Genomic DNA, 23575 nt, shown 5'->3' on the forward strand with positions numbered 1-23575 from the left:
CTGGTCCAGTGTGTCACGCCGCTGGCGGCAGGTGCCGGTCCGGAGGTGCCGAACGGGCCCCCACCGCTGGAGCCGGGTGACCGCGACGCCGTGATTCATACCTCAGTTCACCACCGGCACGAAGATCGCCAGCAGCAGGTAGGCGGTCGGCACCGCGAACAGGATCGAGTCCAGTCGGTCCATCAGACCGCCGTGGCCGGGCAACAGATTGCTCATGTCCTTGACACCGAGATCCCGCTTGATCATGGACTCGGCCAGATCGCCGAGGACCGCCGCGCAGGAGACGGCCACCCCGAACAGCGCGCCCCACCAGGGGGCCACCTCGAACATCAGCCACAGCAGCAGCGCGCTGCCCAGGGCCGCCGCGGTGACCGAACCGGCGAAGCCCTCCCAGGACTTCTTCGGACTCACCGACGGGGCCATCGGGTGTCGGCCGAAGGAGACACCGGCCGCGTACCCGCCGGTGTCGGAGAGGACCACCGCGATCAGCGTGGCCAGGATGCGCAGCGGGCCGTCGTCGGGGGCCGCCGCCAGCAGCGCCGCGAAACCGCCGAGGAACGGCACGTAGACGGCGATCAGGGTGGCCGCGGTGAGATCCCGCTGGAAACCGGCGGGACCGTCGCCCAGCCGCCAGATCATGGTGCCCAGCACGGTGACCAGCAGGCCCAGGCTGAGCGCGTCCGGGCCGGCGAACCAGGCCAGGCCCACAGTCAGCACACCACCGGCGATCAGCGGCACCAGCGGCGGGTGGGCGCCGCTGCGCCGGACCGCCCGGGCCATCTCCCAGATGCCGACGGCGATGGCGGCGGCGATCACCGGCAGGAACGCCAACGGGTAGAACGCCAGCGGCACGACGATCAGCGCGCCGAGGCCGAGCCCGACCCCGATCGCCGCCGGGAGGTTGCGGCCGGCCCGTCCGGTGCCCCCCTGCTGGGTGGCCGGTCGGTCGGCGCTGGCCCGGCGTCGACCCTTCGGCCGTCGACCGGTCGTCGCCGAAGCCTCGTCCGGCGGCGCCACGTCGGCCCGAATCGGCGCGAGCTGCTCGGTCGGGTACCCCGGGTCGTCGAAACGGGCGGGAGCGCCCCGGTCCGGGTGCGCCGGGCCGTCGAAACGGGTCGGCTCGTCAAAGCGCCCCCGGGCCGCGCCGTCGAAACCGTTCGGACCATCGCCAGCGGCGGGCGGCCGGTCAAGGTACCGGTCGCCGCGACCCCGCTCGTCGTACCGGTCGGGCCGGTTCCGGTCGTCCTCGTACCGGTCGCGGTCGTCGAAACGATCGTGCCGGTCCCGGTCGTCGAAGCGGTCCCGGTCGTCCGGACGGACCGCGCGGCCACGCTCGTCGTACGGGTCCGTCGGGTGCGGCTCGGCGTACGGCCGGGTGTGCGGGTCCGCGTACAGCTCAGGGCCGGCGGGTGGACGGCGGCTCCACTGGCCGGCATCCAGGTCCTGGTCGGGCCAGGGCAGTGCCACCGGGCGCTCCGGCCGGTCCCAGCCGCGAGGCTCGCTGCCGTAGGGGTCGGGGTGGGACATCACGCACCGCGACGCGGCACGAGAACCACCACATGACGCAAGACCACAAGCATCCCCTACACGCGCGATGTTCCTCCGATTGACCGCCCCGACGGTCGGTCGATTCCCGGTATTCACCGCCCGGTGGCCGGGAATCCTGCAGAGCCTACTGCACCCGCCGCACCCGCACGGCGGACGAGGCACGGCGACGGTGGTCGCCCGGCCGCCAGCAGCCCGGATTCCTGCCGGGGTACGGCACGAGGCCCGCCCCCCCGACGTCGGGGGGGCGGGCCTCGGAGTATCTCACCCGGCCAGTCGGCGGACGGTCACACCTCGAGCAGCTCGGTTTCCTTGTGCTTGACCAGGTCGTCGATGGTGGCCACGTAGCGCTGGGTCAGGTCGTCGAGTTCCTTCTCGGCGCGGCGACCGTCGTCCTCGCCGGCCTCGCCGTCCTTGACGATCCGGTCCAGCTCTTCCTTGCCACGGCGGCGGACGTTGCGGATCGCCACCTTGGCTTCCTCGCCCTTGTGCCGGGCCACCTTGATCATGTCGCGGCGGCGTTCCTCGGTCATCTGCGGGAGCAGGATGCGCAGCTGGTTGCCCTCGTTGTTGGGGTTCACCCCGAGGTCCGAGTCGCGGATCGCCTTCTCCATCGCATTGATCTGCGAGTTGTCGTACGGCTTGATGATGGCCATCCGCGGCTCGGGAACCGCGATGGACGCCATCTGGGTCAGCGGCGTGGGGGTGCCGTAGTAGTCAATGATGACCTTGGAGAACATGGCGGCGTTGGCGCGACCGGTGCGGATGGCGCCGAACTCCTCCTTGGCGTGCTCAACCGCACGCTCCATCTTCTCCTCGGCCTCGAGGAGGGTGTCGTCGATCACCGGTCTCCTCGCCTCCTTCTGTGCTCGTCGTGGGCTCTGCTGAAAGTCGTCAGACCGTGGTCGCCGTCGCGGGGCTCAGGCGGTGATCAGGGTGCCGATCTTCTCGCCACCCACCGCGCGGATGATGGTGTCGCCACCCTGCGCGCCGAAGACCAGCATCGGCAGACCGTTCTCCATGCAGAGGCTGAACGCCGCCGCGTCGGCCACCCGCAGGTTGCGGCGCAGCACCTCGGAGAAGGTGATCGAGTCGAGCTTGCTGGCGGTGGGGTCGATCCGGGGATCGGCGGTGTAGACGCCGTCCACGCCGTTCTTGCTCATCAGCACCACGTCGGCCCGGATCTCCAGAGCCCGCTGGGCCGCCACCGTGTCGGTGGAGAAGTACGGCATCCCGGCGCCGGCGCCGAAGATGACCACACGGCCCTTCTCCAGGTGCCGGATCGCCCGCAGCGGGATGTACGGCTCGGCGACCTGGGCCATGGTGATGGCACTCTGCACCCGGGTCTCGATGCCTTCCTTCTCCAGGAAGTCCTGCAACGCGAGGCAGTTCATCACGGTGCCGAGCATGCCCATGTAGTCGGCACGGGCCCGGTCCATCCCACGCTTCTGCAGCTCCGCGCCACGGAAGAAGTTGCCGCCGCCGACGACCACGGAGACCTGCACGCCGCGGCGGACCACGGTGGCGATCTGCCGGGCGATGGCCTGGACGACGTCCGGGTCGACGCCGATCGCGCCCCCACCGAACACCTCGCCCGAGAGCTTCAGCACCACCCGGCGGGCACGCCCCGGCGGCGGCGCCGTCGGATCGTCCATCGCCAGCGTCCGGTCACTCACAACCTGCGTCATCCGCCCCGCCCTTCCCCACGCGCACGCCCCGTGCGGCGCGTACCGCGAACCTGCCGCTGCCGACCCTATGTGACGAGGAGGCCGCGGTGCCTGTCACGTACACCGGCGGCCTCCTCGTTGACGTCTCCTGCCCACGGGCGCCCGCGGCGCCCGGTGACGGCTCAGGCCTGGCCGACCTCGAACCGTACGAAGCGGGTGACCTCGATACCGGCCTCGGCCAGCATCTGCTTCACCGACTTCTTGTTGTCGGCGACGGACGCCTGCTCGACCAGGACGTAGTCCTTGAAGAAGGCGTTCACCCGACCCTCGACGATCTTCGGCAGGGCCGCCGCGGGCTTGTTCTCCTCGCGGGCGGTCTGCTCGGCGATGCGCCGCTCGGACTCGACGACCTCAGCCGGAACCTCGTCCCGGGTGAGGTACTTCGGCCGCATCGCGGCGATCTGCATGGCCACACCACGGGCGTCGGCGTCGCCCGCCTCGTCGGTCTTACCGGTGTACGACACCAGCACACCAACGGCCGGCGGCAGGTCCTGGGCCTTGCGGTGCAGGTAGACGGCGGTGGTGCCCTCAACCCGGGCGAAGCGGTTGAGCACCAGCTTCTCGCCGATCTTGGCGGACTGCTCCTGGATCAGGTCCGCGACGACCTTGCCGTCGAGCTCGGTGGCGAGCAGCTCCTCGGCGGTGTTCACGCCGGACCGCTCGCCGTGCTCGACCAACTGCTGGGCCAACGCGATGAACGAGTCGGTCTTGGCGACGAAGTCGGTCTCGCAGTTGAGCTCGAGCAGCGCCTTGCCGGAGTGGGCGACCAGGCCGTTGGCGGCCGTACGGCCGGCCCGCTTGCCGACGTCCTTGGCGCCCTTGACGCGCAGGATCTCGATGGCCTTGTCGAAGTCGCCCTCGGCCTCGGTCAGCGCCTTCTTGCTGTCCATCATGCCGGCGCCGGTGAGGTCGCGGAGCTTCTTGACGTCCGCGGCGGTGATTTGGGACATGGCTCTCTCTTCGGTGTTGAGGCGGCGTGTGGATGGTCAGAGGTGCCGGTTACCCGGATCCGGGCTGAACGTGCCCGGCGTACCGCCGCTGCCCCGCGTCGAGAAAACGGACGGCGGGGCAGCGACGGTGCGATCACTCCGCGGTAGCGGCAGCCGGCTGCTCGGTGGTGGCCTGCTCCGGGGCAACGGGCTGCTCGGTGGCGGCAGCGGCGGGCTTCTCGGCCGACTCGTCGGCCTTCTTCGGCTCCAGCAGCTCGCGCTCCCACTCGGTCAGCGGCTCGTCGCTCGCGACACCCGGCTCGGGCTTCTCGTCGGTGCCACGGCGACGGCCGGAACGCGCGATCAGACCATCCGCGACGGCGGCGGCGACGACCTTGGTCAGCAGCTCGGCCGAGCGGATCGCGTCGTCGTTACCCGGGATCGGGAAGTCGACCTCGTCCGGGTCACAGTTGGTGTCCAGCACCGCGATCACCGGGATGCCCAGCTTGCGGGCCTCGTCGACGGCGATGTGCTCCTTCTTGGTGTCGACGATCCAGACCGCGGCGGGAAGCTTCTGCATGTCCCGCAGGCCACCGAGGGTGCGGGTCAGCTTGATCTTCTCGCGGGAGAGCTGCAGGGTCTCCTTCTTGGTGTAACCGGCGGCGGTGCCGCTGAGGTCACCCAGGGCCTCCAGCTCCTTCATCCGCTGAAGCCGCTTGTACACCGTCTGGAAGTTGGTCAGCATGCCACCGAGCCAGCGGTGGTTGACGTACGGCTGGCCGACCCGGGTCGCCTGCTCGGCGATCGCCTCCTGGGCCTGCTTCTTGGTGCCGACGAACAGGATGCTGCCACCCTCGGCGACGGTCCCACGCACGAACTCGTACGCCTTCTCGATGTAGTCGAGGGTCTGGCGCAGGTCGATGATGTAGATGCCGTTGCGCTCGGTCATGATGAAGCGCTTCATCTTCGGGTTCCAGCGCCGGGTCTGGTGCCCGAAGTGGACACCGCTCTCCAGCAGCTGGCGCATGGTCACGACGGCCATGGTTGGGGTACTCCTCAAGATCCCTGGTTTGTCACGCCCGGCCGGTGGCCGGGCGTCCTGGCGCCTGATCGCCGGCCCATGGTGGGCCCGACCAAGATCGGGACCAGGGAGGCCGTCGCTCCACGACGATTCGTGAAGAGGGCGCGCGAGGTCGACCGCACGGGGCGGTCGCCAGTTGGCAGTGTACGCCCCTCACCCGTTCAGCCGCCCCGGGGTGCGCGGCGGGGCGTGGGGCGGGTCAGCCGGCGGCGAGCGCCGCGGCGAGGAAGAGCACCAGGCCGACGGTCAGGTAGGCCGTCGGCGGGCGTAGCCAGCCCCGGCCACCGTCGGAAAGCGCCAAACCTCCGGTACGGAGCCCATACAGCCCGGTCGCGAAGATCGGCAGCCCGGAGACCAGAGCGATACCCACCACCACGTTCCCGGCGTTCACCGGATCACCGGTCACGCCCGCCAGCAGCACCCGCAGCGCGGGGATCTCGAAGATCAACACCAGCAGGGCGAAGAGTACGGCCAACACGGGGCGGCGGGTCCGGTAGACACCGTCGGCCACCGGCGGATACACCGGCGGCCCGCCCGCGGGCAGGTCGGCTCGGGGGCCGATCCCCGGCATCGGGCCGGTCGGCATCTCCAGCGGGTGCGGCGTGTCCCCGCCCCGGGTCGGCTCGATGATCGGGTACCCACCCAGCGGGGCGGGACGAGCCTGGTCAGCGAGCAGGCCGGCCGATGTGTCGGCCGCCAGCGGGGCGTCGCGCGTGGCCTCCGACACCCCAGCGGCCAGCGGGGAACCCGCGCCGGCCGACTCCCGGGCCGCCCGGCGACCGGGCAGCTCACCGGAGATCTCCGAGGGGTCCCGGTCCGCCCGCCGTGACCGGACAGCCCGGTATCCGTCGGTCTCCGGCCGGGCGTCACCCAACGGGTCGACGGTACCGAGCCGTCCCGAATTCGCCTCTGTCGCGCCGAACCGACCGGGCTGGGCGTCCAGGGCAGCGAAGCGACCCGAGTCCGATTCGGGCGTACCCCCGAAACGTCCCGCGTCTACCGCGCCGAAGCGGCCCGAGTCGGGCTCCCGGCCTCGACCAGCACCGATGTCCTCGACGGCGCGGCCGTCGTCGACGCCTCGCTGCTCGGGAATCTCGCTGTCCCGGTACCGCGGTTCACCCGCGCCGCGCCACTCCGACTCGCCGTAGCCACGACCCCGCTCGTCGGGGTACCAGCGCGACTCCTGATCTTCGGGAAAGCTCCGTCGTCCGTCCACGTCCGGCACCGTATGCGACCGGCCGCGCCCGCGCCATTTCACCCGTCCCGTCACGGCGCCCGCGGCATCGGAGGGCAGCGCGATGATCAAGTGATGAAAAGTAGGTGCCAGCACCGCTTCTGACCTACTTTTCATCACTTGATCACGCCGGACGCAGGGCGCCGGACGCAGGGCGCCGGACGCAGGGCGCCGGACGCAGGGCGCCGGACGCAGGGCGCCGGACGCAGGGCGCCGGACGCAGGGCGCCGGACGCAGGGCGCCGGACGCAGGGCGCCGGACGCAGGGCGCCGGACGCAGGGCGCCGGACGCAGGGCGCCTGGCGCCTGGCGCCTGGCGCCGGACCGCCGGCACGCGGAACGCCTTAGCACAGGCGGGCTTGATCGTGCGGTTGTCCACAGCACACCCGTCGTCCACAGACGGGCAGTCGCGGGGTCGCGGCGCTCGCACTCCGACGGGCACCGTGCCGGCCATGACGAAGCGGAACCAGGCGGTCGGCGCGTACGGCGAGCGGTGCGCCGCGCGACACCTGACCGAGGCAGGGCTGCGCCCGGTCGCCCGAAACTGGCGCTGCCCGGCCGGGGAGATCGACATCATCGCGTGGGACGGGCCGGTGCTCGCCTTCTGTGAGGTGAAGACCCGCCGGGGCGACGACTTCGGCTCCCCGGCCGAGGCGGTCGTACCGGCCAAGGCACGCCGGCTGCGAGGGCTCGCCGCGCGTTGGCTCGCCGAGACGGGCACGACCGCCGAGGAGGTGCGCTTCGACGTGCTGTCGGTGCGCCTACCCGACGCCGGTCCGGCCCAGGTCGACCATCTCAAGGGCGCGTTCTGACATGCGCACACCGGGCGTTCGGGCTGGCGGTGACGCGCCGTGAGCTACGCGAAGGTGCTCTGTGTGGGGCTGGTCGGGGTTACCGGCCACCTGGTCGAGGTGGAGGCCGACCTCGCCGCCGGCCTACCGGCGGTGGTGATCTCCGGCCTGCCGGACACCGCCCTGCACGAGGCCCGCGACCGCGTCCGCGCCGCCGTGGTCAACTCCGGCCAGCGCTGGCCCAATCGGCGGATCACCCTCAACCTGCTGCCCGCCACGCTGCCGAAATTCGGTTCGGCGTTCGATCTGGCCATCGCCGCGGCTCTGCTGGGCGGCTCGGGAGAGCTGCCGTTGCTCCCCCTGGAGGGGGTGGTGGTCCTCGGCGAGCTGGGGCTGGACGGGACGGTCCGGCCGGTGCGCGGGGTGCTCCCGATGGTCGCCGCCGCGGCCCAGGCCGGTGTCGGGCGGGTGATCGTTCCGCTCGGCAACGCCGCCGAGGCCGCGGTGATCCCCGGGGTACGGGTGCGCGCGGTGGACACCCTGCACCGGCTGGTCGCCTTCGTCCGCGACGGCACCCCGCTGATCGAGCCGCCGGCCGCCACCCCGGCACCGGTAGCCGGCGGGCCGGATCTCGCCGACGTCGCCGGGCAGCAGATGGGCCGCCGCGCGTTGGAGGTGGCCGCCGCCGGTGGGCACCACGTGGCACTGCTCGGCCCTCCGGGCGCCGGCAAGACGATGCTCGCCGAACGACTGCCGTCCATCCTTCCGGAGCTGGACGACGACGCGGCGCTGGAAGTGACCGCCCTGCACTCGGTCGCCGGGTTGCTGCCGCCGGGCGGCCGGTTGCTGCGTCGCCCGCCGTTCCAGGCGCCGCACCACACCGCGACGATCCCGTCGCTGGTCGGTGGCGGTTCGGGGCTGGCCCGACCCGGCGCGGTGTCGCTGGCACACCGCGGCGTGCTCTTCCTGGATGAGGCCCCCGAGTTCAGCAAGGGCGCCCTGGAGGCACTGCGCCAACCCCTGGAGGACGGCCGCATCCAGCTCAGTCGCAGCGGGGGTGGCACCGTGTACCCGGCCCGGACCCAGTTGGTGCTGGCGGCCAACCCGTGCCCGTGTGCCAAGCCGGCCGGCGACGCGCACTGCGAGTGCACCCCGCTGGTTCGCCGCCGCTACCTGGGCCGGCTCTCCGGGCCGCTGCTCGACCGGATCGACGTACAGGTGCGGCTGATGCCGGTGTCGGCGGCGGAGCTGATGGCACCCGACGGCGACGCCGAGCCCTCGGCGACGGTCGCCGCCCGGGTGGCGGCGGCCCGGCAGGCGGCGGCCACCCGCTGGGCCGCTCTCGGTCGACGGGTCAACGCCGAGGTGGACGGCCCACACCTGCGCCGACCGCCGTGGCGGCTGCCCGCCCGGGTCACCGCCGAGCTGCGTGGCCGGCTCGACTCCGGCTCGCTGTCGGCACGCGGCTTCGATCGGGTGATCCGGATGGCCTGGACCATCGCCGACCTGGACGGCCGGGACCGGCCAGACCTGGATGACGTCCGGGAGGCGATCCAACTACGGACGGGAGAGGCGACGTGAGCGCCGACGAGGAGCGCAGACTGGCCCGGGTGGCACTGACCTGGCTGGCCGAACCGGGCACCCGTGCGGTGCACCGACTGGTGGAACGGCTCGGTCCGGTGGCGACCCTGGACCTGCTGCTCGACGGCGGCAGCCCGGACGGCTGGCTGCACACCACGGTGGCCGCCCGGTCGGCGGCGGGCGACGCCCGGGCGATCGCGGCGGAGGCGCTGGAACGGGCGGACCGGCTCGGTGCCCGGCTGGTCACACCGGACGACGAGGAGTGGCCGGCCCGCGTAGCCGGCCTGGTGAAGCTGCAACTGCCGGACGCCACCCGCCGGGTGGACGGGGAGACCGCCCCACCGCTCTGCTTCTGGGTGCGCGGAAGCTGGCCGCTGGGCGAGGCCCTGGAGCGCTCGGTGGCCGTGGTCGGAGCGCGGGCAGCCACCGGTTACGGCCAGCACGTTGCCACTGAGCTGGGGTACGGGCTGGCCGAGCGGGACTGGACGGTCGTGTCCGGTGGTGCGTTCGGCATCGACGCTGCCGCCCACCGGGGTGCCCTCAACGCGGGTGGCCTGACCGTCGCGGTGCTCGCCTGTGGGCTGGATCGGCCGTACCCGATGGGTAACGCCGCGCTCTTCGACCGGATCGCCGACACCGGGCTGCTGGTCAGTGAGTGGCCGCCCGGCGCCGAGCCGCTGCGGCCCCGGTTCCTGATCCGCAACCGGGTGATCGCGGGAGGCACCCTGGGCACCGTTGTGGTGGAGGCGTCGGCGCGCAGTGGCGCGACGCAGACCGCGCGACGAGCCATCTACACCGAACGGGTGGCGATGGTGGTGCCCGGGCCGGTGACCTCGGCGATGTCCGTCGGCGCACACGAGTTGCTCCGCGAGTACCCCAAGGCCCGGCTGGTCACCGGGGTGGCGCACGTGCTGGAGGAGGTGGGCCGGATCGGCGCCGACCTGGCCCCGCTGACGCGCGGCCCACAGCGACCGACCGACGCGCTCGACGACGACGCGCGGTCGCTGCTGGAGGCGCTGCCCCGCCGACGCGCGATGGGTGTGGACAGGCTCGCCGCCCGCGCCGGTGTCGACGTGCGGACCGCGTTGCGCAAGCTGTCCCTGCTGGAAGAGTTGTCCATGGTGGTCCGTCGTGACGACGGCTATGCCCTCGCCCCACCCGCCGCGCCGAAGGGCGGCGCGGAAGGCATCGCCGCCCGCTGAAGGACGGGCACCCCGGCAGTCGGTGTTACCGGTATGGTGCGCGGCCATGGGTGCGATCAAGCCGTGGCACATCACCACGCTGTGCTGTCTCGTCACGTCCGCCGCGCTCATCGCCGGCCTGGTCATTTTCCTGATCAAGAGGGCCAACCGCCGGTAGTCGGGGGCGACGAACACCGGCACCATCGTGGCCGGTGACGCACGACACGCGGCCGTAGGCTGGTGCCGTGCCAACTGTGAGTGAGGGTGCCGGGGCCGGTCGATGGGCCAGCCCACCCGCGACGGCGCGACCGGTGTGGGCGCGACCGGCCAGCCCGGCCGCGACGGCGCGGCCGGTGTGGCCGCGATGAGCCGGCCTGACCGGGGCAGCCGGGCCATGCACGAGGCACTACCGCCGGCGCTGCGCGACGCCGTCGACTCCTTCGCCGAACACCTGTCCCGGGTGCGGAACCGTTCGGCGCACACCGTCCGCGCGTACGTCACCGATGTCGTGTCGCTGCTCGACCACGCCGTACGGATGGGCTGCGTCGACCTGGCCGAGCTGGACCTGTCGGTGCTGCGCAGCTGGCTGGCGCGGCAGCGAACCACCGGTGCGGCGCGCACGTCGTTGGCCCGGCGGGCCGCGTCGGCCCGGGCGTTCAGTGCCTGGGCGCACCGGGCCGGGCTGCTCTGCGCCGACGTGGGTGCCGCGCTGGCCAGCCCTCGTGCGCACCGGGAGCTACCCACCGTCCTGCGCGCCGACCAGGCGGCCGCCCTGGTCGAGGCGCCGGCCCGACACGCCTCGCCAGCGAACCCACCAGCCGGGCCGACACCGGAGGCGGCGGAAGAGGCCGCGACCGAGGCGGTGCCGCTGCGCGACCGGGTGCTGCTCGAGCTGCTCTACGCCACCGGTGTACGGGTCAGCGAGGCCTGCGGGTTGGACGTCGGGGACGTCGACCACGGTCGGCGGGTGATCCGCGTCTTCGGCAAGGGCGGACGCGAGCGCGCGGTGCCGTACGGGGTGCCCGCGCAGCGGGCGTTGGACGACTGGCTGCGCCGGGGCCGCCCGGCGTTGCTGGGCGCCCGCACCGGCGACGCGCTGCTGCTCGGCGCCCGGGGTGGTCGGCTCAACCCGACGACCGCGCGTCAGATCGTCGGTGCGTACGCCGAGGCCGCAGGCCTGCCCCGGACCAGCCCGCACGCTCTGCGCCACTCCGCGGCCACCCACCTCCTGGAGAACGGTGCGGACCTGCGCGCCGTGCAGGAGCTGCTCGGCCACTCGTCGCTGGCCAGCACGCAGATCTACACGCACGTCTCGGTGGAGCGGCTGCGCGCCGCCTACCGCCAGGCCCACCCGCGCGCCTGAGCTGGGCCGGAAGGGCGAACCGCTCGGTGATGATCCACCGGCGGTTACGATCACCGGGTGAGCGTCCCGCAGCCGCCTGAGCCGATACCGGGCGCCCGTCTGTTGTTCTCCCTGGACCCGGCGGTCAGCCACCTCAACCACGGCTCGTTCGGCGCGGTCCCGATCGGGGTGCAGCGCGCCCAGCAGCGGCTGCGCGACGAGATGGAGGCCAACCCCCTGCGCTTCTTCACCCAAGGGCTGGTCGACCGGATCGCCCACACCCGCCGGCACGTCGCCGGCTTCCTGGGCGCCGACCCCGACGGCAGCGCCCTGGTGGGCAACACGACCACCGGCGTCGCCGTGGTGCTCCAGTCGGTGGGCCTGCAACCCGGTGACGAGGTGCTCAGCACCGACCACGGGTACGGCGCGGTGAGCCTGGCCATCCAGCGCGAGTGCCGGCGTACCGGGGCGGTCAGCCGGGTCGTGCCGATTCCCCTGAACGCCACCGACGAGCAGATCGTGCAGACCATCCGCGCCGGCCTGCGCCCCGGGCGGACCCGGCTGCTCGTCGTCGATCAGCTCACCTCGGCCACCGCCAAGCTCTTCCCGGCCGCCGCCATCGTCGGGGTGGCCCGCGAACACGGCGTGCCGGTCCTGGTGGACGCCGCGCACGCCCCGGGCATGCTCTCCACCCCGGTGGCCAGCATCGGCGCCGACTTCTGGGCGGGCAACCTGCACAAGTGGGCGTACGCCCCACGCGGGACCGCCCTGCTGGCGGTGGCACCGCAGTGGCGGGACCGGATCGAGCCGTTGGTGGTCTCCTGGGAACAGGACTCCGGTTTCCCGGCCCGGATCGAGTGGCAGGCGACTCTCGACTACACCTCCTGGCTGGCCGCCCCGGCGGGCCTGTTCACGCTGCGCAGTCTCGGTGTCGACCGGGTACGGGCGCACAACGCCGCCCTGGCCGCGTACGGCCAGCGGGTGGTGGGGGACGCGCTCGGCGTGCCCCCCGCCCAACTGCCCGACCCCGGCGGGCCGGGGGTGTCTCTGCGCCTCGTGCCGCTGGCGGACGGCACCGCCACCACCGTCGACGCGGCGCGGGCGTTGCAGACGAGGATCGGCGAGCGGCTCGCCACCGAGGTGGCGGTGATGAGCTGGAGTGGCCGGGGCTGGCTGCGGCTCACGGGTCAGGTCTACAACACCGCCGCCGAGTACGAGCGGCTGGCCGTGCGGCTGCCGGCCCTGCTCGCCCAACGCTGACCCCACCGCCCCCGGCGTTACCGACCCGGTCAACCGGGAGCAGGCGCACCGGGCCGAGGCCGAGCAGTGCCAGCGGGTCCAGATATTCCTCTCCCCGGCGCAGCCCCCAGTGCAGGCAGGCGTCGGCCGGGCAACCCGGATGGCCGGACAGCAGCTCGCCCAGCGGCGTGCCGGCGGTGACCGACTGGCCGGGGTGGACGCCCGGTCGGACCGGCTCGTGGGTGGTCCGCAACCCGTCGGCGTGCCCCACGGTGATCACCGGTCGGCCAGCCACCAGGCCGGCGAAGAGCACGGTGCCCGACCCGGCGCTGCGGATCACCGCCCCGGCTGGGGCGGCCAGGTCGACGCCCCGGTGCCCGGGCAGCCACGGCTGGGGTGGCGGATCGAACCGGCGTACCGGGCGAGGCGGCCCGTCGACCGGCCAGCGGAACCGCCCCGGCGCGACGCCCGTCGGGGCGAGCGCCGCCGCCGCGACCGGCACGGCCGACGCCGGTGACTGGCCGGGCACCGCCGCGACCAGCACGGCCAGCCCGCAGAGTTGAACGGTCAGCGCGACGGGAAACGCGGTGCAGAGCAGCACGGTACGACGGATCGAGCCGAGGCGCGGGGCGGATGGCGGTCGCATGACGGCAGCCTCCGGCCGAGGCCGGGTCGCCCGCCGGCCCGGCCGCGGACCTGTGGACAACCCGGTGGTGCTGTGGACGACCACCCAGAGGCTTCGATGATCTGCTATGCGCGGGGTCGGCGGCCACGTCCGGGCGGTGACGACGCTCCCGCTACCCCCAGCCCGACCGCGTCGCCGGGCCGTTTTCGAGCCGTCGCAAAGGGCCTAGGCTGGGCCGCGTACGGCGAGTGCCGCCGTTTGGATCGGGGAGGCCGCATGACCACTGTCGATGACCGGATGCCGACGGTGGCTGACGTGAGCGGCCCGTCCCGTCTCGCGGAGCCGGACGAGGCCATCAGCGCCGAGGAGTTGCAGCTCGCCGCCCGCAACCACGGCATCCCGTTGGAGGCGCTGCGCTACGACGTCACCCCGGCCGGGCTGCACTACCTGCTGATCCACTACGACATCCCGGAGCTCGACCCGTCGACGCACACGCTGACCATCGGCGGCGCGGTGGACCGGCCGCTGACGGTCACCCTGGCCGAGCTGCGCGAGCGGCCCCGGGTCACCCACCAGGTGACCCTGGAGTGCGCCGGCAACGGTCGAGCCCTGCTGCACCCCCGGCCGGTCAGCCAGCCCTGGCTGGTCGAGGCGGTCGGCAACGCCGAGTGGACCGGCACCCCGCTGGCGCCGCTGCTGCGCGAGGCGGGCCTCGGGCCGGACGCGCTGGACGTGGTCTTCACCGGCGCCGATCACGGTGTCGAGCGGGGGGTTGAGCAGGACTACCAGCGGGCGCTGCCGGTCGCCGACGCGTTGCGCGATGAGGTGCTGCTGGCGTACGAGATGAACGGCGCTCCCCTGCTGCCGCAGCACGGCGCGCCGCTGCGGTTGATCGTGCCGGGCTGGTACGGCATGGCGCACGTGAAGTGGGTCCACTCCATCGAGATCCGGACCGAACCGTTCGAGGGCTACCAGAACGCGGTGGCGTACCGGGTGCGCCGTGACGCCGACGACCCGGGTGTGCCGGTCACGCGGATCGAGCCGCGGGCGCTGGTCCGCCCGCCCGGCTTCCCCGACTTCATGTCCCGCCGCCGGGTGCTGCGCCCGGGACCATGCACCATCGACGGTCGGGCCTGGTCGGGGCACGCGCCGGTGATCGCCGTGGAGGTGACCACCGACGGTGGGGAGAGCTGGGCACCGGCCGAGCTGGACCCGGCGAACGCTGGAGATTTCGCCTGGCGGCGCTGGCGACACGAGTGGGTCGCGACCCCCGGTCGGTACGTGCTCGGCGCACGGGCGACCGACGCGTCCGGGCGGACCCAGCCGGTCGAGCAGCCGTGGAACCGTGGCGGCTTCGCCAACAACCTGGTGCAGCGGGTCGAGGTCGTGGTGCCGGCCGAGTGATCGGCGGCAGGTGCTACACCACGGGTGGGGGGCCCGTGGTGCGGCCGGGTGGCACGGGTGCGGTCAGCCGCCGAAGCCGGAGTCGGCGGGCAGCGAGATGTCGGGCTTCTCCAGCTCCTCGACGTTGACGTCCTTGAACGTCATCACCCGGACGTTCTTCACGAAGCGGGCAGGACGGTACATGTCCCACACCCAGGCGTCGTGCATCTCGACCTCGAAGTAAACCTCGCCGTCGGAGTTGCGCACGTGCAGGTCGACCTGGTTGGCCAGGTAGAACCGACGCTCTGTCTCCACCACGTACGAGAACTGGCGGACAATGTCGCGGTACTCCCGGTAGAGCTGCAGCTCCATCTCGGTCTCGTACTTCTCGAGATCTTCCGCGCTCATCGCACTCCGCCTTCCATGGCCACATCTTCCCCCACCGGCGTCGGAGGCCGAGGCTGCTCGCCCAACGCCACGCCGACGGTACCCCCTGACGCCCGGGAGCGCCCCATCGGCTTCTCCGGGCCGTGGCCGCCGGGCCGTCGAGCGCGCGGCGGCCGGCCGTCGCGGCCGGAGACCGCGGCGACATTGACGTACGAGAAACGGTGCTCCCGGCACGGGCCGTGCTCCTGTAGCGCCGCGGAGTGCTCCGGGGTGATGTAGCCCTTGTGCTCGGCGAAGCCGTACGCCGGGAACACCCCGTCCATCTCCACCATGATCCGATCCCGGGTGACCTTGGCGAGCACGCTGGCTGCCGCGACGCACGCGGCAACCCGGTCGCCCTTCCACACCGCCAGCCCGGGCACCCCCAGGCCGTCCACGCCGAAGCCGTCGGTCAGCACGTACTCCGGGCGCGTGGTGAGCGAGGCGAGCGCCCGCCGCATCGCGGCCAGGTTGCACACGTGCAGCCCCCGGGCGTCGACCTCCTCGGCCGGAATGACCACCACGGCGTACGCGAGTGCGCGGTCCACGACCTCCGCGTACACCCGTTCCCGGCTGGCCGGGGTGAGCAGCTTCGAGTCGGCCAGCCCCTCGATCTCGCCGCGCCGCCCCTCGGGCAGCACCGCAGCGGCGGCGACCAGCGGACCGGCGCACGCGCCCCGGCCCGCCTCGTCGGCGCCAGCAACGTGCCGGAAACCACGCCGCTGCAACGCCCGCTCCAGGGCGTACAGGCCGGCCTCGCGGCGCACGACGGTACGCGGCGGGGTCAGCACGTCGCCCCGTCGGCGCCGGCAGTGGTCGGCTGCCCCAGCCGGGTCAGCAGCACCGGCAACTCGGCGGGGTAGAACCGCTCACCGCTGGCCACCAGCTCGTCGGGAAGCCACCAGCGGTGGCCGGCGATGCTGCGCTGCTCGATGTCGTTGAAGCCCGCGGTGTCCACCTCCCAGGACTCCACCCGGAGGAGGAAGAAGTCCTGCGTCTGGCGGTACCAGGTGCCGTCGAACGTGAACTCGGTCGTGTCGGACCAGACCGGGTCGCCCAGCTCGGCCGGGTCGAGCCGCAGCCCGGTCTCCTCGGCCAGTTCCCGGGCCGCGCCCGCTGCCGGGGACTCCGCCGGATCGAGCCCACCGCCCGGGGTGAACCAGTAGCGGTGCCCGGGTCGGGCCGGGTCGAAGCCCTCGAACAACAGGACCCGACCGGCCGCGTCGACGAGCAGCACGCGGGCCGCGCGTCGAGGGGTGTAGACGGTCACGGCCCCCAGCCTGCCAGACCGGCGGCGGATCGCCCACGCCCCCGTCGGTCTACGGCTTGGGAATGCCGTCGAACTGATCGGGCACGGTCAGCCACGTGGCCCGGCTGACCGGCCAGAAGACGGTGAACGCCCGCCCGACGACTTCGCCCTCGGGGATGGTGGCCTCGGTGATGTTCTGCCCGGACTGCTGCCAGTGCTCCAGTGAGTCGCCCGAGGCCGAGCGGTGGTCGCCCATCACCCACAGCCGACCCTTCGGCACGGTGATGTCGAACTCCTGGTCGGCCGGCTTGTCGCGAATCCCGTCCATCGAGAAGATGTACGGCTCGTCCAGCGACTTGCCGTTGATGATCAGCCGCTCCTCGGGGTCGCAGCAGACCACGTGATCGCCGCCGACGCCGATCACCCGCTTGATGAAGTCCTCACCATCGGGGTTGCCGCTCCACTCGGTCGGAGCCTTGAACACGATCACCTCGCCGCGGTGCGGCGATCGGAAGTCGTAGACCAACTTGTTGACCAGCACCCGGTCATCGATCTTGAGAGTGTTCTCCATGGACGGGGAGGGGATGAAGAAGGTCTGCAGCACGAAGGCGCGGACCAGCACCGCGACCAGGATCGCCACACCCAGCAGGATCGGCAACTCCTTCCAGAAGGAGCTGCGCGGCTTGTCGGTCTGCTCGTCAATCACGCCAAGGAGCCTACGTTGCCGAACTGGACGTCACCGTCCGGAACGCGCGGGAACCACGCAGCGCGGCTACCAGCGGAAGGATCAGCAGCACACCGCCCTGCGGAGTGGGTCGCACCGGGGGCGCACCGGAGGACGCCGTGACCGGCCCGGACACGTCCTCGAACGTCGACGGCACCGACAGCGACGTCCACCGGGACGAGGGCCAGACCACCATGAAGGCCCGGCCCACCACGTTGTCGATCGGCACCGGGCCCTGGCAGCGCGCATCCTGGGAGACCTCGCGGTGGTCGCCCATCACGAATATCTGGCCAGGGGGTACGACCACCTCGTCGAAGCGCCGGGAGCGGCACTCCGACGGGTTGGGCGGCAGGTCCAGTGGGGAGTCCCGAAGGACGTACTGCTCGTTGATCGGCGTGCCGTTGACGGTCACCCGGCCCTGGCTGTCGCAGCACTTGACCCGGTCACCGGGGAGGCCGATCACCCGCTTGATGAAGTCCTTCTCGCCGGGGCGGCTCACCCCGACCAGGTCGCCGACGGTGCGGGTGAGCCGGCCGGCGAGGCCGGGCTTCGGCTGCTCGTCGACCTGCGGCGCCCAGCGGTCGGTGCCCCGGAAGACCACGACCTCGCCGCGTACCGGGTCACGAACGTCGTAGACGACCTTGTTGACCAGCACCCGGTCCCCGATGAGGAGAGTGTCCTCCATCGAGCCGGACGGGATGAAGAACGCCTGGAGCAGGAAGGTGCGGATCAGCACCGCGAGGCAGAACGCGACCACCAGCAGCAGCGGGAGCTCCTGCCAGAGTGGCATCTGCCGGCGGGTGCGGCGAGCCCGTCGGCGCCACGGATCGACGGTGCCGTCCTCGTCAAGCGTCTGCACCACGCCACTCCCCGGTCCGCAGAAACACCACCGCCCGGGAGCCTCGTCGAGGCTCCACGGGCGGTAGTGGACAGCTGCCCGCCACGTGGGCGGGCCCGCCGCCTCGCTGCGCCCGTACGACCAGGGTAGTGCGGTCTGGCCGGTACGGCATACGCGCAGCTCAGGCGGCGTGGCGAGCGGGAAGTCAGCTGGGCAGCTTCTCCCGCTTTTCCTTGATCTTGGCCTTCTTGCCGCGCAGCTCGCGCAGGTAGTACAGCTTCGCGCGACGCACGTCACCGCGGGTCACGATCTCGATCCGGTCGATGCCCGGGCCGTTGAGCGGGTAGGTCCGCTCGACGCCGACACCGAAGCTGACCTTGCGGACCGAGAAGGTCTCGCGCAGACCGTCACCCTGGCGGCGGATCACGACGCCCTGGAAGATCTGGACACGGGACCGGTTGCCCTCGACGACGCGGGCGTGCACCTTGACGGTGTCACCGGCCCGGAAGTCGGGAAGGTCGGTCCGCTTCGACTGGGCGTCAAGGGCGTCCAGGATGTTCATCGCTGCGTCCTCGTAAGGCTCACGGCGCACCGTCACTCGGTGCGCGGGTGGGTGATTCTGATCCCCGGGTGGTGGTCGGCGGGCCGACCCCGGTCGGCGATCCTCGCAGCCGTCCACGGGCGCGGACGGATGCGGCAACCCCCCTACTTTGCCACATCCCCCGGCGGCAGCTGAAATCCGGCCCGGTCCAGCGCCGCGATGTCCCGTTTGTCGAGCCGATCGGCGGGCAGCGCGGCGAGCAGGTCCGGGCGGCGGGCGGCGGTCCGCAGCAGGCCCTCCTCGCGCCGCCAGCGGGCGATCTTGCCGTGGTCACCGGAGCGGAGCACCTCCGGCACGTCGTGCCCACGCCAGCTCGGCGGCTTGGTGTAGATCGGCGCCTCCAGCAGCCCGTGCGCGTGCGACTCCTCGTCCAGCGAGCCCGCGTTGCCCAACACCCCCGGCAGCAGCCGGGTGACCGCCTCCAGCATCACCAGGACCGCGACCTCGCCGCCGAAGAGCACGTAGTCCCCCAGGGAGACCTCGGTGACCGGCATCCGGGTGGCGGCGTGCGCCAGCACCCGTTGGTCGATCCCCTCGTAGCGACCGCAGGCGAAGAGCAGGTGCGACTCGGCGGCCAACTCGTACGCCATGGCCTGTGTGAACGGGGCACCGGCCGGCGACGGCACCAGCAGCCGGGGCGGCGGGGCCTCGGCCGGCGCGAGCGCGTCCAGCGCCTCACCCCATGGCTCCGGGCGCATCACCATTCCCGGCCCGCCACCGTAGGGGGTGTCGTCGACCGTGCGGTGCACGTCGTGGGTCCAGGTCCGCAGGTCGTGCACGGCAAGCCGGAGTACGCCGTTGGCCCGCGCCCGCCCGATCAGCGACAGGTCGAGCGGGGCGAAGTACTCCGGGAAGATCGACACGACGTCGACGCGCATTGGGGTGGTCCTAGAGGTCGAGCAGTCCGGCTGGCGGGTCGACGATCACACGTCCGCCGGCGAGGTCGACCTCCGGAACGATCGCCCGGACGAACGGGATCAACGCGGTACGCCCCTCGGGGCGCCGCAGCACCAGCAGGTCGGACGAGGGCGCGTGGTCGATCCGGGCAACCTCGCCCAGGCGTTCGCCCGCCGGGGTCACCACGGCCAACCCGACGAGCTGGTGGTCGTGGAACTCCTCCGGATCGTCCGGCGGGGCCACGTCGGCGCTGTCCACCACGAGCAGGGTGCCGCGCAGCGCCTCGGCGGTGTTGCGGTCCAGGATTCCACCGAACGCGATGAGCACCCGGCCCTGGTGGAAGCGGGCTTCCTCGATGGTCAGCTCCGCCGGAACCCGGAACGGCACCCCGGGCTCATCAGTGGATGGAGGGGGCGTCGCCCCCGGCTCAGTGCGTAACACTGTGCCGGGGGCGAACCGTGCCTCGGGCTCGTCGGTCCGCACTTCCACGGTGACCTCACCGCGGACACCGTGCGGCTTGCCGATCCTGCCGACGACGAGCTGCATCAGTACGAGTCGACGATGTCGACGCGTACTCCGCGCCCGCCGATGGAGCCGATCACCTGGCGCAGCGCCTTGGCGGTCCGGCCGGACCGCCCGATCACAGTGCCGAGGTCCTCGGGGTGCACGCGGACTTCGAGCCGCTTGCCCCGACGGGAATCGACCATCCGCACCCGGACGTCGTCCGGGTTGTCGACGATGCCCTTGACCAGGTGCTCCAACGCCGGACGCAGTGGCATGTCAGGCCTGCTCACCGGCGTCGGCAGCAGCGGCCGGAGCCTCGGTCTTCGGCGCCTCGGCCGGAGCCTCGGCGGCCTTGGCGGCCTTCTTGGCCGGCTTGGCCGGGGTCTCCGGGGCGAGCCCGGCGGCGGCCTTCGCCTCAGCCTCGTACGCCGCCTTGCGGTCGGCCCGCTCGGGGGCGACCAGGAGCGGCGGCGGGGCCGGCAGGCCCTTGTACTTCTGCCAGTCACCGGTCAGCTCCAGCAGCCGCTGCACCGCCTCGCTCGGCTGAGCGCCGACGGACAGCCAGTACTGGACCCGCTCCGACTTGACCTCGATGACCGAAGGGTCTTCCTTCGGCTGGTACACCCCGACGAACTCGATCGCCCGACCGTCACGCTTGGTGCGCGAGTCGGCGATGACGATGCGGTACTGCGGGTTGCGGATCTTGCCCATCCGCAGGAGCCGGATCTTTACGGCCACAGTTGTTTCGCTCCTGTTGCGATCTCACCGGCCCGTACGGGCGGTGTGCATGGGTGAGCGCCGACCGGCACAGTGGGGTTGGGCCGGAGACTACTCGGTGGACTGGCGACGTGCCCGGGTTAGAGGGCGCCGGACGCGCGCCGGATACCAGCGACCTATTCTGCCAGATCCGGTGCCGATCTCACGCATCGGACCCGGACACCGCGTCTCCGGTGACCTGGAACACCTCTCAACGCACCGGCGGGCGGTCCCATCCCGGCGGAAGTTCGTCCGGTACATCCCAGTCTGGCGGGGGCGTGAAGTCGCACCAGGTGCCGTCGAACGGGAACTCACCAGCCTCGGCGAGCGCGATCACCCGCTCCCCCTCCGCGCGGACCGCCTTCTCGTCGGTCACCCAGTAGTCGTCACCGAAGGCGAGCCGCTCGACGAACTCGTCCTCGTCCTTCCAGTGCCAACTGAGGTCCGGGCGCACCACCACGTCCAGGTCCTGGTCCACCACGTCGACACCGGCCACCGGGCCGTCGTCCCAGCGGACACCGGGCTCCTCCAGGTTGACGTACCAGTTCGCGAACCGGCCCCGCGCGTCCCGGAACCACCACACCGAGTGCGCCGCCCCGGTGGGCAGGAACTTCAACAGCGGCGGCCCGTTCCAGTGCCCGTGCGCCAAGCGGTACGACGACGAGATCCACTGGGCGAACGGCATCGCGCGCATCCCCAGGCCCGCCTCGGTCACCTCGTGGGCCACCGGCGAGTCCCGGGCGATCCAGACCAGCAGGCCCCGCTCGTCGTCGCTGACCACCCGGCCCGGCCGAACCCACCCGATCCGGCCGTGCCGCACGTTCCGATGCATGATCAGCCGGCCCGGCGCGAACCGGTCCTCGGGACCGCTCGGGCGCATCTCAGTAGGCGCGGGCGAGGATGGCGATCAGGTCGGGCTCGTCCTCGGAGTCCGGTACGGAGCCGTCGGCGCGCAGCAGGCAGCGCACCGTGACGCCCTGGCCGTTCGCCTCGGCCTCGCCGGCAACGCCGACCGCCGACCACGGCACCCGGGCCCAGCCGTTCGCGGCAGCCTCGATCGCCTCGGCGAGGGTGGCCACCTCCACCGTGCGCGACTCGCGGTTGGCCAGCGCCTGGTCGTGCAGCACCCGCTGGTCGGTCTCCAGCGCGGCGAGCACCGCGGCGACCACGTCGGCCACCGGCGTCGGGGACTTCGACCCGTCGGTGCGGCGCACCACCACCGCGTTGCCGGCGGCCAGGTCGCGGGGACCGACCTCGACACGTACCGGATAGCCGCGCAGCTCCGCGTCGACGGCGCGGCGGCCGAACGGGGTGTCGGTCCGGTCGTCGAGCGCGACCCGGACACCGGCGTCGCGCAGGCCGTCGCGCAGCTTGGCCGCCGCCTCGCCCACGCCGTCGCCGTCCTTGACCACCATGACGTACGCCTGGATCGGCGCCAGCTTCGGCGGCACGCGCAGGCCGTTGTCGTCGCCGTGCGCCATGATCAGGCCGCCGAGCATCCGGGTCGACGTGCCCCAGGAGGTGGTCCAGGCGTGCTCCCGGCCGCCCTCCTTCGAGGAGTAGCTGATGTCGAACGCCTTGGCGAAGTTCTGGCCCAGCTCGTGGCTGGTGCCCAGCTGCAGCGCCTTGCCGTCACCCATCATGCCTTCGCAGGTGTACGTGGCCGTCGCACCGGCGAACCGCTCGCGCGTCGTCTTCAGGCCCACCACCACCGGGATGCCGATGACGTTGACCATGAGGTCCTCGTACGCCTCGTGCAGGATCCGCCGCGCGTACGCCCGAGCGTCCTCGCGGGTGGCGTGCGCGGTGTGCCCCTCCTGCCAGAGGAACTCGCTGGTACGCAGGAAGATCCGCGGACGCAGCTCCCACCGGACCACGTTCGCCCACTGGTTGAGCAGCAGCGGCAGGTCCCGGTACGAGTCGATCCACTTGGCCATGAACTCGCCGATCACCGTCTCGCTGGTGGGGCGCACCACCACCGGCTCGGCGAGGGGCTTGCCACCACCGTGGGTGACGACCGCCAGCTCCGGCGAGAAGCCCTCGACGTGCTCGGCCTCACGCTTGAGGTAGCTCTCGGGGATGAACAGCGGGAAGTACGCGTTCTCCGCACCCGCCGCCTTGATCCGGGCGTCCATCTCGGCCTGCATACGCTCCCAGATGGCGTAGCCGGCCGGGCGGATGACCATGGTGCCGCGGACCGGGCCGTTGTCGGCCAGCTTCGCCTTGGCGATCAGGTCCTGGTACCAGCGGGGGAAATCCTCCGCACGGGGAGTGAGCACGCGTGCCATGACCGCACATCCTATGCGCCGCTCGTCAGGGCAGTGCGCTCGGGCGCGGCATCGTTAGCATCTGCCGTCATGACCTTCCGCAATCCGCACACCGGAGCGGCTCCCACCCCCGAGCCCGAGGCCCCCGATCTGGCACACCTGGCCGCGAGCTGGGTGCGCTGGGTGGCCCGACACCGGCAGCCGACCAGCCCGATCGCCGACCGGTCCGGCCGGCACGCCGGGCGTCACCAGCCCGCCGACGTGTGGTTCCTCGCGGGTACGCACGGTGGCTCTGTGCAACGGAGTTGCGTGGTCCCCGCCGGACGGCCACTCTTCTTCCCGGCGTTCTGCTGGTGGCAGGTCGGCGGTGGAACCGGCCCGGCCGAGGCCGACCTCGACGCGACCGGGCACGCGCAGCTCGACGGACTGCCGATCGCGCTGACACCGGCCGGATCGGCCGAGCCGTTCCCGGTCCGCGGCTTCTTCAACAACGTCGTCACCAGGTGGCCGTGGTCCGTTCCGGTCTCCTGCTGGGGTCTGTGGGGGCTGATCCCGCCGCCAGGCCCCGGCCGACACGAGCTGAGCTTCGGTGGCACCGACGGCGGGCGGTTCTGGGTCGAGGCGCAGTACCAGATCGAGGTGCGCTGAACCGACCT

Annotated in this window: 26 protein-coding genes; 7 read left to right on the forward strand and 19 right to left on the reverse strand. The window is 72.3% G+C overall.

The annotated features are described in order from the left end of the window. Positions 1-102: 102 nt before the first annotated feature. The 6 genes from ACQEUX_RS18270 to ACQEUX_RS18295 all read right to left on the reverse strand — a co-directional run bounded on the left by ACQEUX_RS18270 (position 103) and on the right by ACQEUX_RS18295 (position 6498). Complete coding sequence (locus ACQEUX_RS18270) at positions 103-1527, reverse strand: phosphatidate cytidylyltransferase (protein ID WP_433048938.1); 1425 nt, start codon at positions 1525-1527, stop codon at positions 103-105. A gap of 305 nt (positions 1528-1832) precedes the next feature. Beyond that, positions 1833-2390, reverse strand: a complete 558-nt coding sequence (gene frr, locus ACQEUX_RS18275) for a ribosome recycling factor (RefSeq protein WP_433048946.1) — start codon at positions 2388-2390, stop codon at positions 1833-1835. Between the two features lie 75 nt (positions 2391-2465). Next, positions 2466-3233 (reverse strand): UMP kinase, encoded by a 768-nt coding sequence (gene pyrH / locus ACQEUX_RS18280; protein ID WP_433048949.1) that lies wholly within the window; start codon positions 3231-3233, stop codon positions 2466-2468. A gap of 161 nt (positions 3234-3394) precedes the next feature. Continuing rightward, complete coding sequence (tsf, locus tag ACQEUX_RS18285; protein WP_433048952.1) at positions 3395-4222, reverse strand: translation elongation factor Ts; 828 nt, start codon at positions 4220-4222, stop codon at positions 3395-3397. A 133-nt stretch (positions 4223-4355) separates the two neighbouring features. Then, entirely contained in the window at positions 4356-5243 is an 888-nt protein-coding gene (rpsB, locus tag ACQEUX_RS18290; protein WP_433048955.1) for a 30S ribosomal protein S2, read from the reverse strand. Between the two features lie 238 nt (positions 5244-5481). Beyond that, a complete protein-coding gene (locus ACQEUX_RS18295; protein WP_433048958.1) occupies positions 5482-6498 on the reverse strand; it encodes a hypothetical protein in 1017 nt (338 codons plus the stop codon). Between the two features lie 469 nt (positions 6499-6967). Between ACQEUX_RS18295 and ACQEUX_RS18300 the strand changes: the two genes are divergently transcribed. The 5 genes from ACQEUX_RS18300 (at position 6968) to ACQEUX_RS18320 (ending at position 12670) form a co-directional block, all read left to right on the forward strand. Next, entirely contained in the window at positions 6968-7327 is a 360-nt protein-coding gene (locus ACQEUX_RS18300) for a YraN family protein (RefSeq protein ID WP_433048961.1), read from the forward strand. Between the two features lie 39 nt (positions 7328-7366). Then, positions 7367-8887, forward strand: coding sequence for a YifB family Mg chelatase-like AAA ATPase (locus ACQEUX_RS18305; RefSeq protein WP_433048964.1), 1521 nt, complete (start codon positions 7367-7369; stop codon positions 8885-8887). Beyond that, positions 8884-10089, forward strand: coding sequence for a DNA-processing protein DprA (locus tag ACQEUX_RS18310; RefSeq protein WP_433048967.1), 1206 nt, complete (start codon positions 8884-8886; stop codon positions 10087-10089). The genes ACQEUX_RS18305 and ACQEUX_RS18310 overlap by 4 nt, the downstream gene beginning before the upstream one ends. 343 nt (positions 10090-10432) lie before the next feature. After that, positions 10433-11431: a tyrosine recombinase XerC gene (locus ACQEUX_RS18315; RefSeq protein WP_433049962.1), complete on the forward strand. Its 999-nt coding sequence runs from the start codon at positions 10433-10435 to the stop codon at positions 11429-11431. A gap of 57 nt (positions 11432-11488) precedes the next feature. Next, positions 11489-12670 (forward strand): aminotransferase class V-fold PLP-dependent enzyme, encoded by a 1182-nt coding sequence (locus ACQEUX_RS18320; protein WP_433048970.1) that lies wholly within the window; start codon positions 11489-11491, stop codon positions 12668-12670. On the opposite strand, the gene ACQEUX_RS18325 is transcribed toward ACQEUX_RS18320, so the two are convergent. Further along, the gene (locus ACQEUX_RS18325; RefSeq protein ID WP_433048973.1) at positions 12591-13295 is read right to left on the reverse strand and encodes a murein hydrolase activator EnvC family protein; all 705 of its coding nucleotides are present in this window, start codon (positions 13293-13295) and stop codon (positions 12591-12593) included. The two genes, ACQEUX_RS18320 and ACQEUX_RS18325, sit on opposite strands and share 80 nt — an antisense overlap. Positions 13296-13550: 255 nt before the next feature. Between ACQEUX_RS18325 and ACQEUX_RS18330 the strand changes: the two genes are divergently transcribed. Next, a complete protein-coding gene (locus tag ACQEUX_RS18330; protein ID WP_433048976.1) occupies positions 13551-14678 on the forward strand; it encodes a sulfite oxidase in 1128 nt (375 codons plus the stop codon). Positions 14679-14741: 63 nt separating this feature from the next. Here ACQEUX_RS18330 and ACQEUX_RS18335 read toward each other — a convergent pair whose 3' ends face one another. The 12 genes from ACQEUX_RS18335 to proS all read right to left on the reverse strand — a co-directional run bounded on the left by ACQEUX_RS18335 (position 14742) and on the right by proS (position 22940). Continuing rightward, positions 14742-15065, reverse strand: a complete 324-nt coding sequence (locus ACQEUX_RS18335; RefSeq protein ID WP_007075222.1) for a DUF2469 domain-containing protein — start codon at positions 15063-15065, stop codon at positions 14742-14744. Next, positions 15062-15874 (reverse strand): ribonuclease HII, encoded by an 813-nt coding sequence (locus tag ACQEUX_RS18340; protein WP_433048979.1) that lies wholly within the window; start codon positions 15872-15874, stop codon positions 15062-15064. The genes ACQEUX_RS18335 and ACQEUX_RS18340 overlap by 4 nt, the downstream gene beginning before the upstream one ends. Further along, complete coding sequence (locus ACQEUX_RS18345; RefSeq protein WP_433048982.1) at positions 15868-16353, reverse strand: NUDIX hydrolase; 486 nt, start codon at positions 16351-16353, stop codon at positions 15868-15870. The genes ACQEUX_RS18340 and ACQEUX_RS18345 overlap by 7 nt, the downstream gene beginning before the upstream one ends. A gap of 49 nt (positions 16354-16402) precedes the next feature. Then, positions 16403-17038 (reverse strand): signal peptidase I, encoded by a 636-nt coding sequence (lepB, locus tag ACQEUX_RS18350; protein ID WP_433048985.1) that lies wholly within the window; start codon positions 17036-17038, stop codon positions 16403-16405. A 10-nt stretch (positions 17039-17048) separates the two neighbouring features. Continuing rightward, entirely contained in the window at positions 17049-17918 is an 870-nt protein-coding gene (lepB, locus tag ACQEUX_RS18355; RefSeq protein WP_433048988.1) for a signal peptidase I, read from the reverse strand. Positions 17919-18099: 181 nt separating this feature from the next. After that, positions 18100-18456: a 50S ribosomal protein L19 gene (gene rplS / locus ACQEUX_RS18360; RefSeq protein ID WP_184182400.1), complete on the reverse strand. Its 357-nt coding sequence runs from the start codon at positions 18454-18456 to the stop codon at positions 18100-18102. A gap of 143 nt (positions 18457-18599) precedes the next feature. Beyond that, positions 18600-19373, reverse strand: a complete 774-nt coding sequence (gene trmD / locus ACQEUX_RS18365) for a tRNA (guanosine(37)-N1)-methyltransferase TrmD (protein WP_433048992.1) — start codon at positions 19371-19373, stop codon at positions 18600-18602. Between the two features lie 10 nt (positions 19374-19383). Continuing rightward, on the reverse strand, positions 19384-19938 hold the full coding sequence (gene rimM / locus ACQEUX_RS18370) for a ribosome maturation factor RimM (RefSeq protein ID WP_433048995.1): 555 nt from the start codon (positions 19936-19938) through the stop codon (positions 19384-19386). Continuing rightward, positions 19938-20198, reverse strand: coding sequence for an RNA-binding protein (locus ACQEUX_RS18375; protein WP_425774327.1), 261 nt, complete (start codon positions 20196-20198; stop codon positions 19938-19940). Before ACQEUX_RS18375 ends, rimM begins: the two co-directional genes overlap by 1 nt. Next, positions 20173-20634 (reverse strand): 30S ribosomal protein S16, encoded by a 462-nt coding sequence (gene rpsP / locus ACQEUX_RS18380; RefSeq protein ID WP_433048998.1) that lies wholly within the window; start codon positions 20632-20634, stop codon positions 20173-20175. Before rpsP ends, ACQEUX_RS18375 begins: the two co-directional genes overlap by 26 nt. A 229-nt stretch (positions 20635-20863) precedes the next feature. Next, complete coding sequence (locus ACQEUX_RS18385) at positions 20864-21532, reverse strand: DUF402 domain-containing protein (RefSeq protein WP_433049001.1); 669 nt, start codon at positions 21530-21532, stop codon at positions 20864-20866. Between the two features lies 1 nt (position 21533). Continuing rightward, positions 21534-22940: a proline--tRNA ligase gene (gene proS, locus ACQEUX_RS18390; RefSeq protein WP_433049004.1), complete on the reverse strand. Its 1407-nt coding sequence runs from the start codon at positions 22938-22940 to the stop codon at positions 21534-21536. 69 nt (positions 22941-23009) lie between these two features. Here proS and ACQEUX_RS18395 point away from each other — a divergent pair, with 69 nt between their 5' ends. Continuing rightward, a complete protein-coding gene (locus tag ACQEUX_RS18395) occupies positions 23010-23567 on the forward strand; it encodes a hypothetical protein (protein WP_433049007.1) in 558 nt (185 codons plus the stop codon). The last annotated feature ends 8 nt before the right edge of the window (positions 23568-23575 follow it).

The organism is Micromonospora sp. CA-259024 (assembly GCF_050936255.1).
Taxonomy (GTDB): Bacteria; Actinomycetota; Actinomycetes; order Mycobacteriales; family Micromonosporaceae; genus Micromonospora.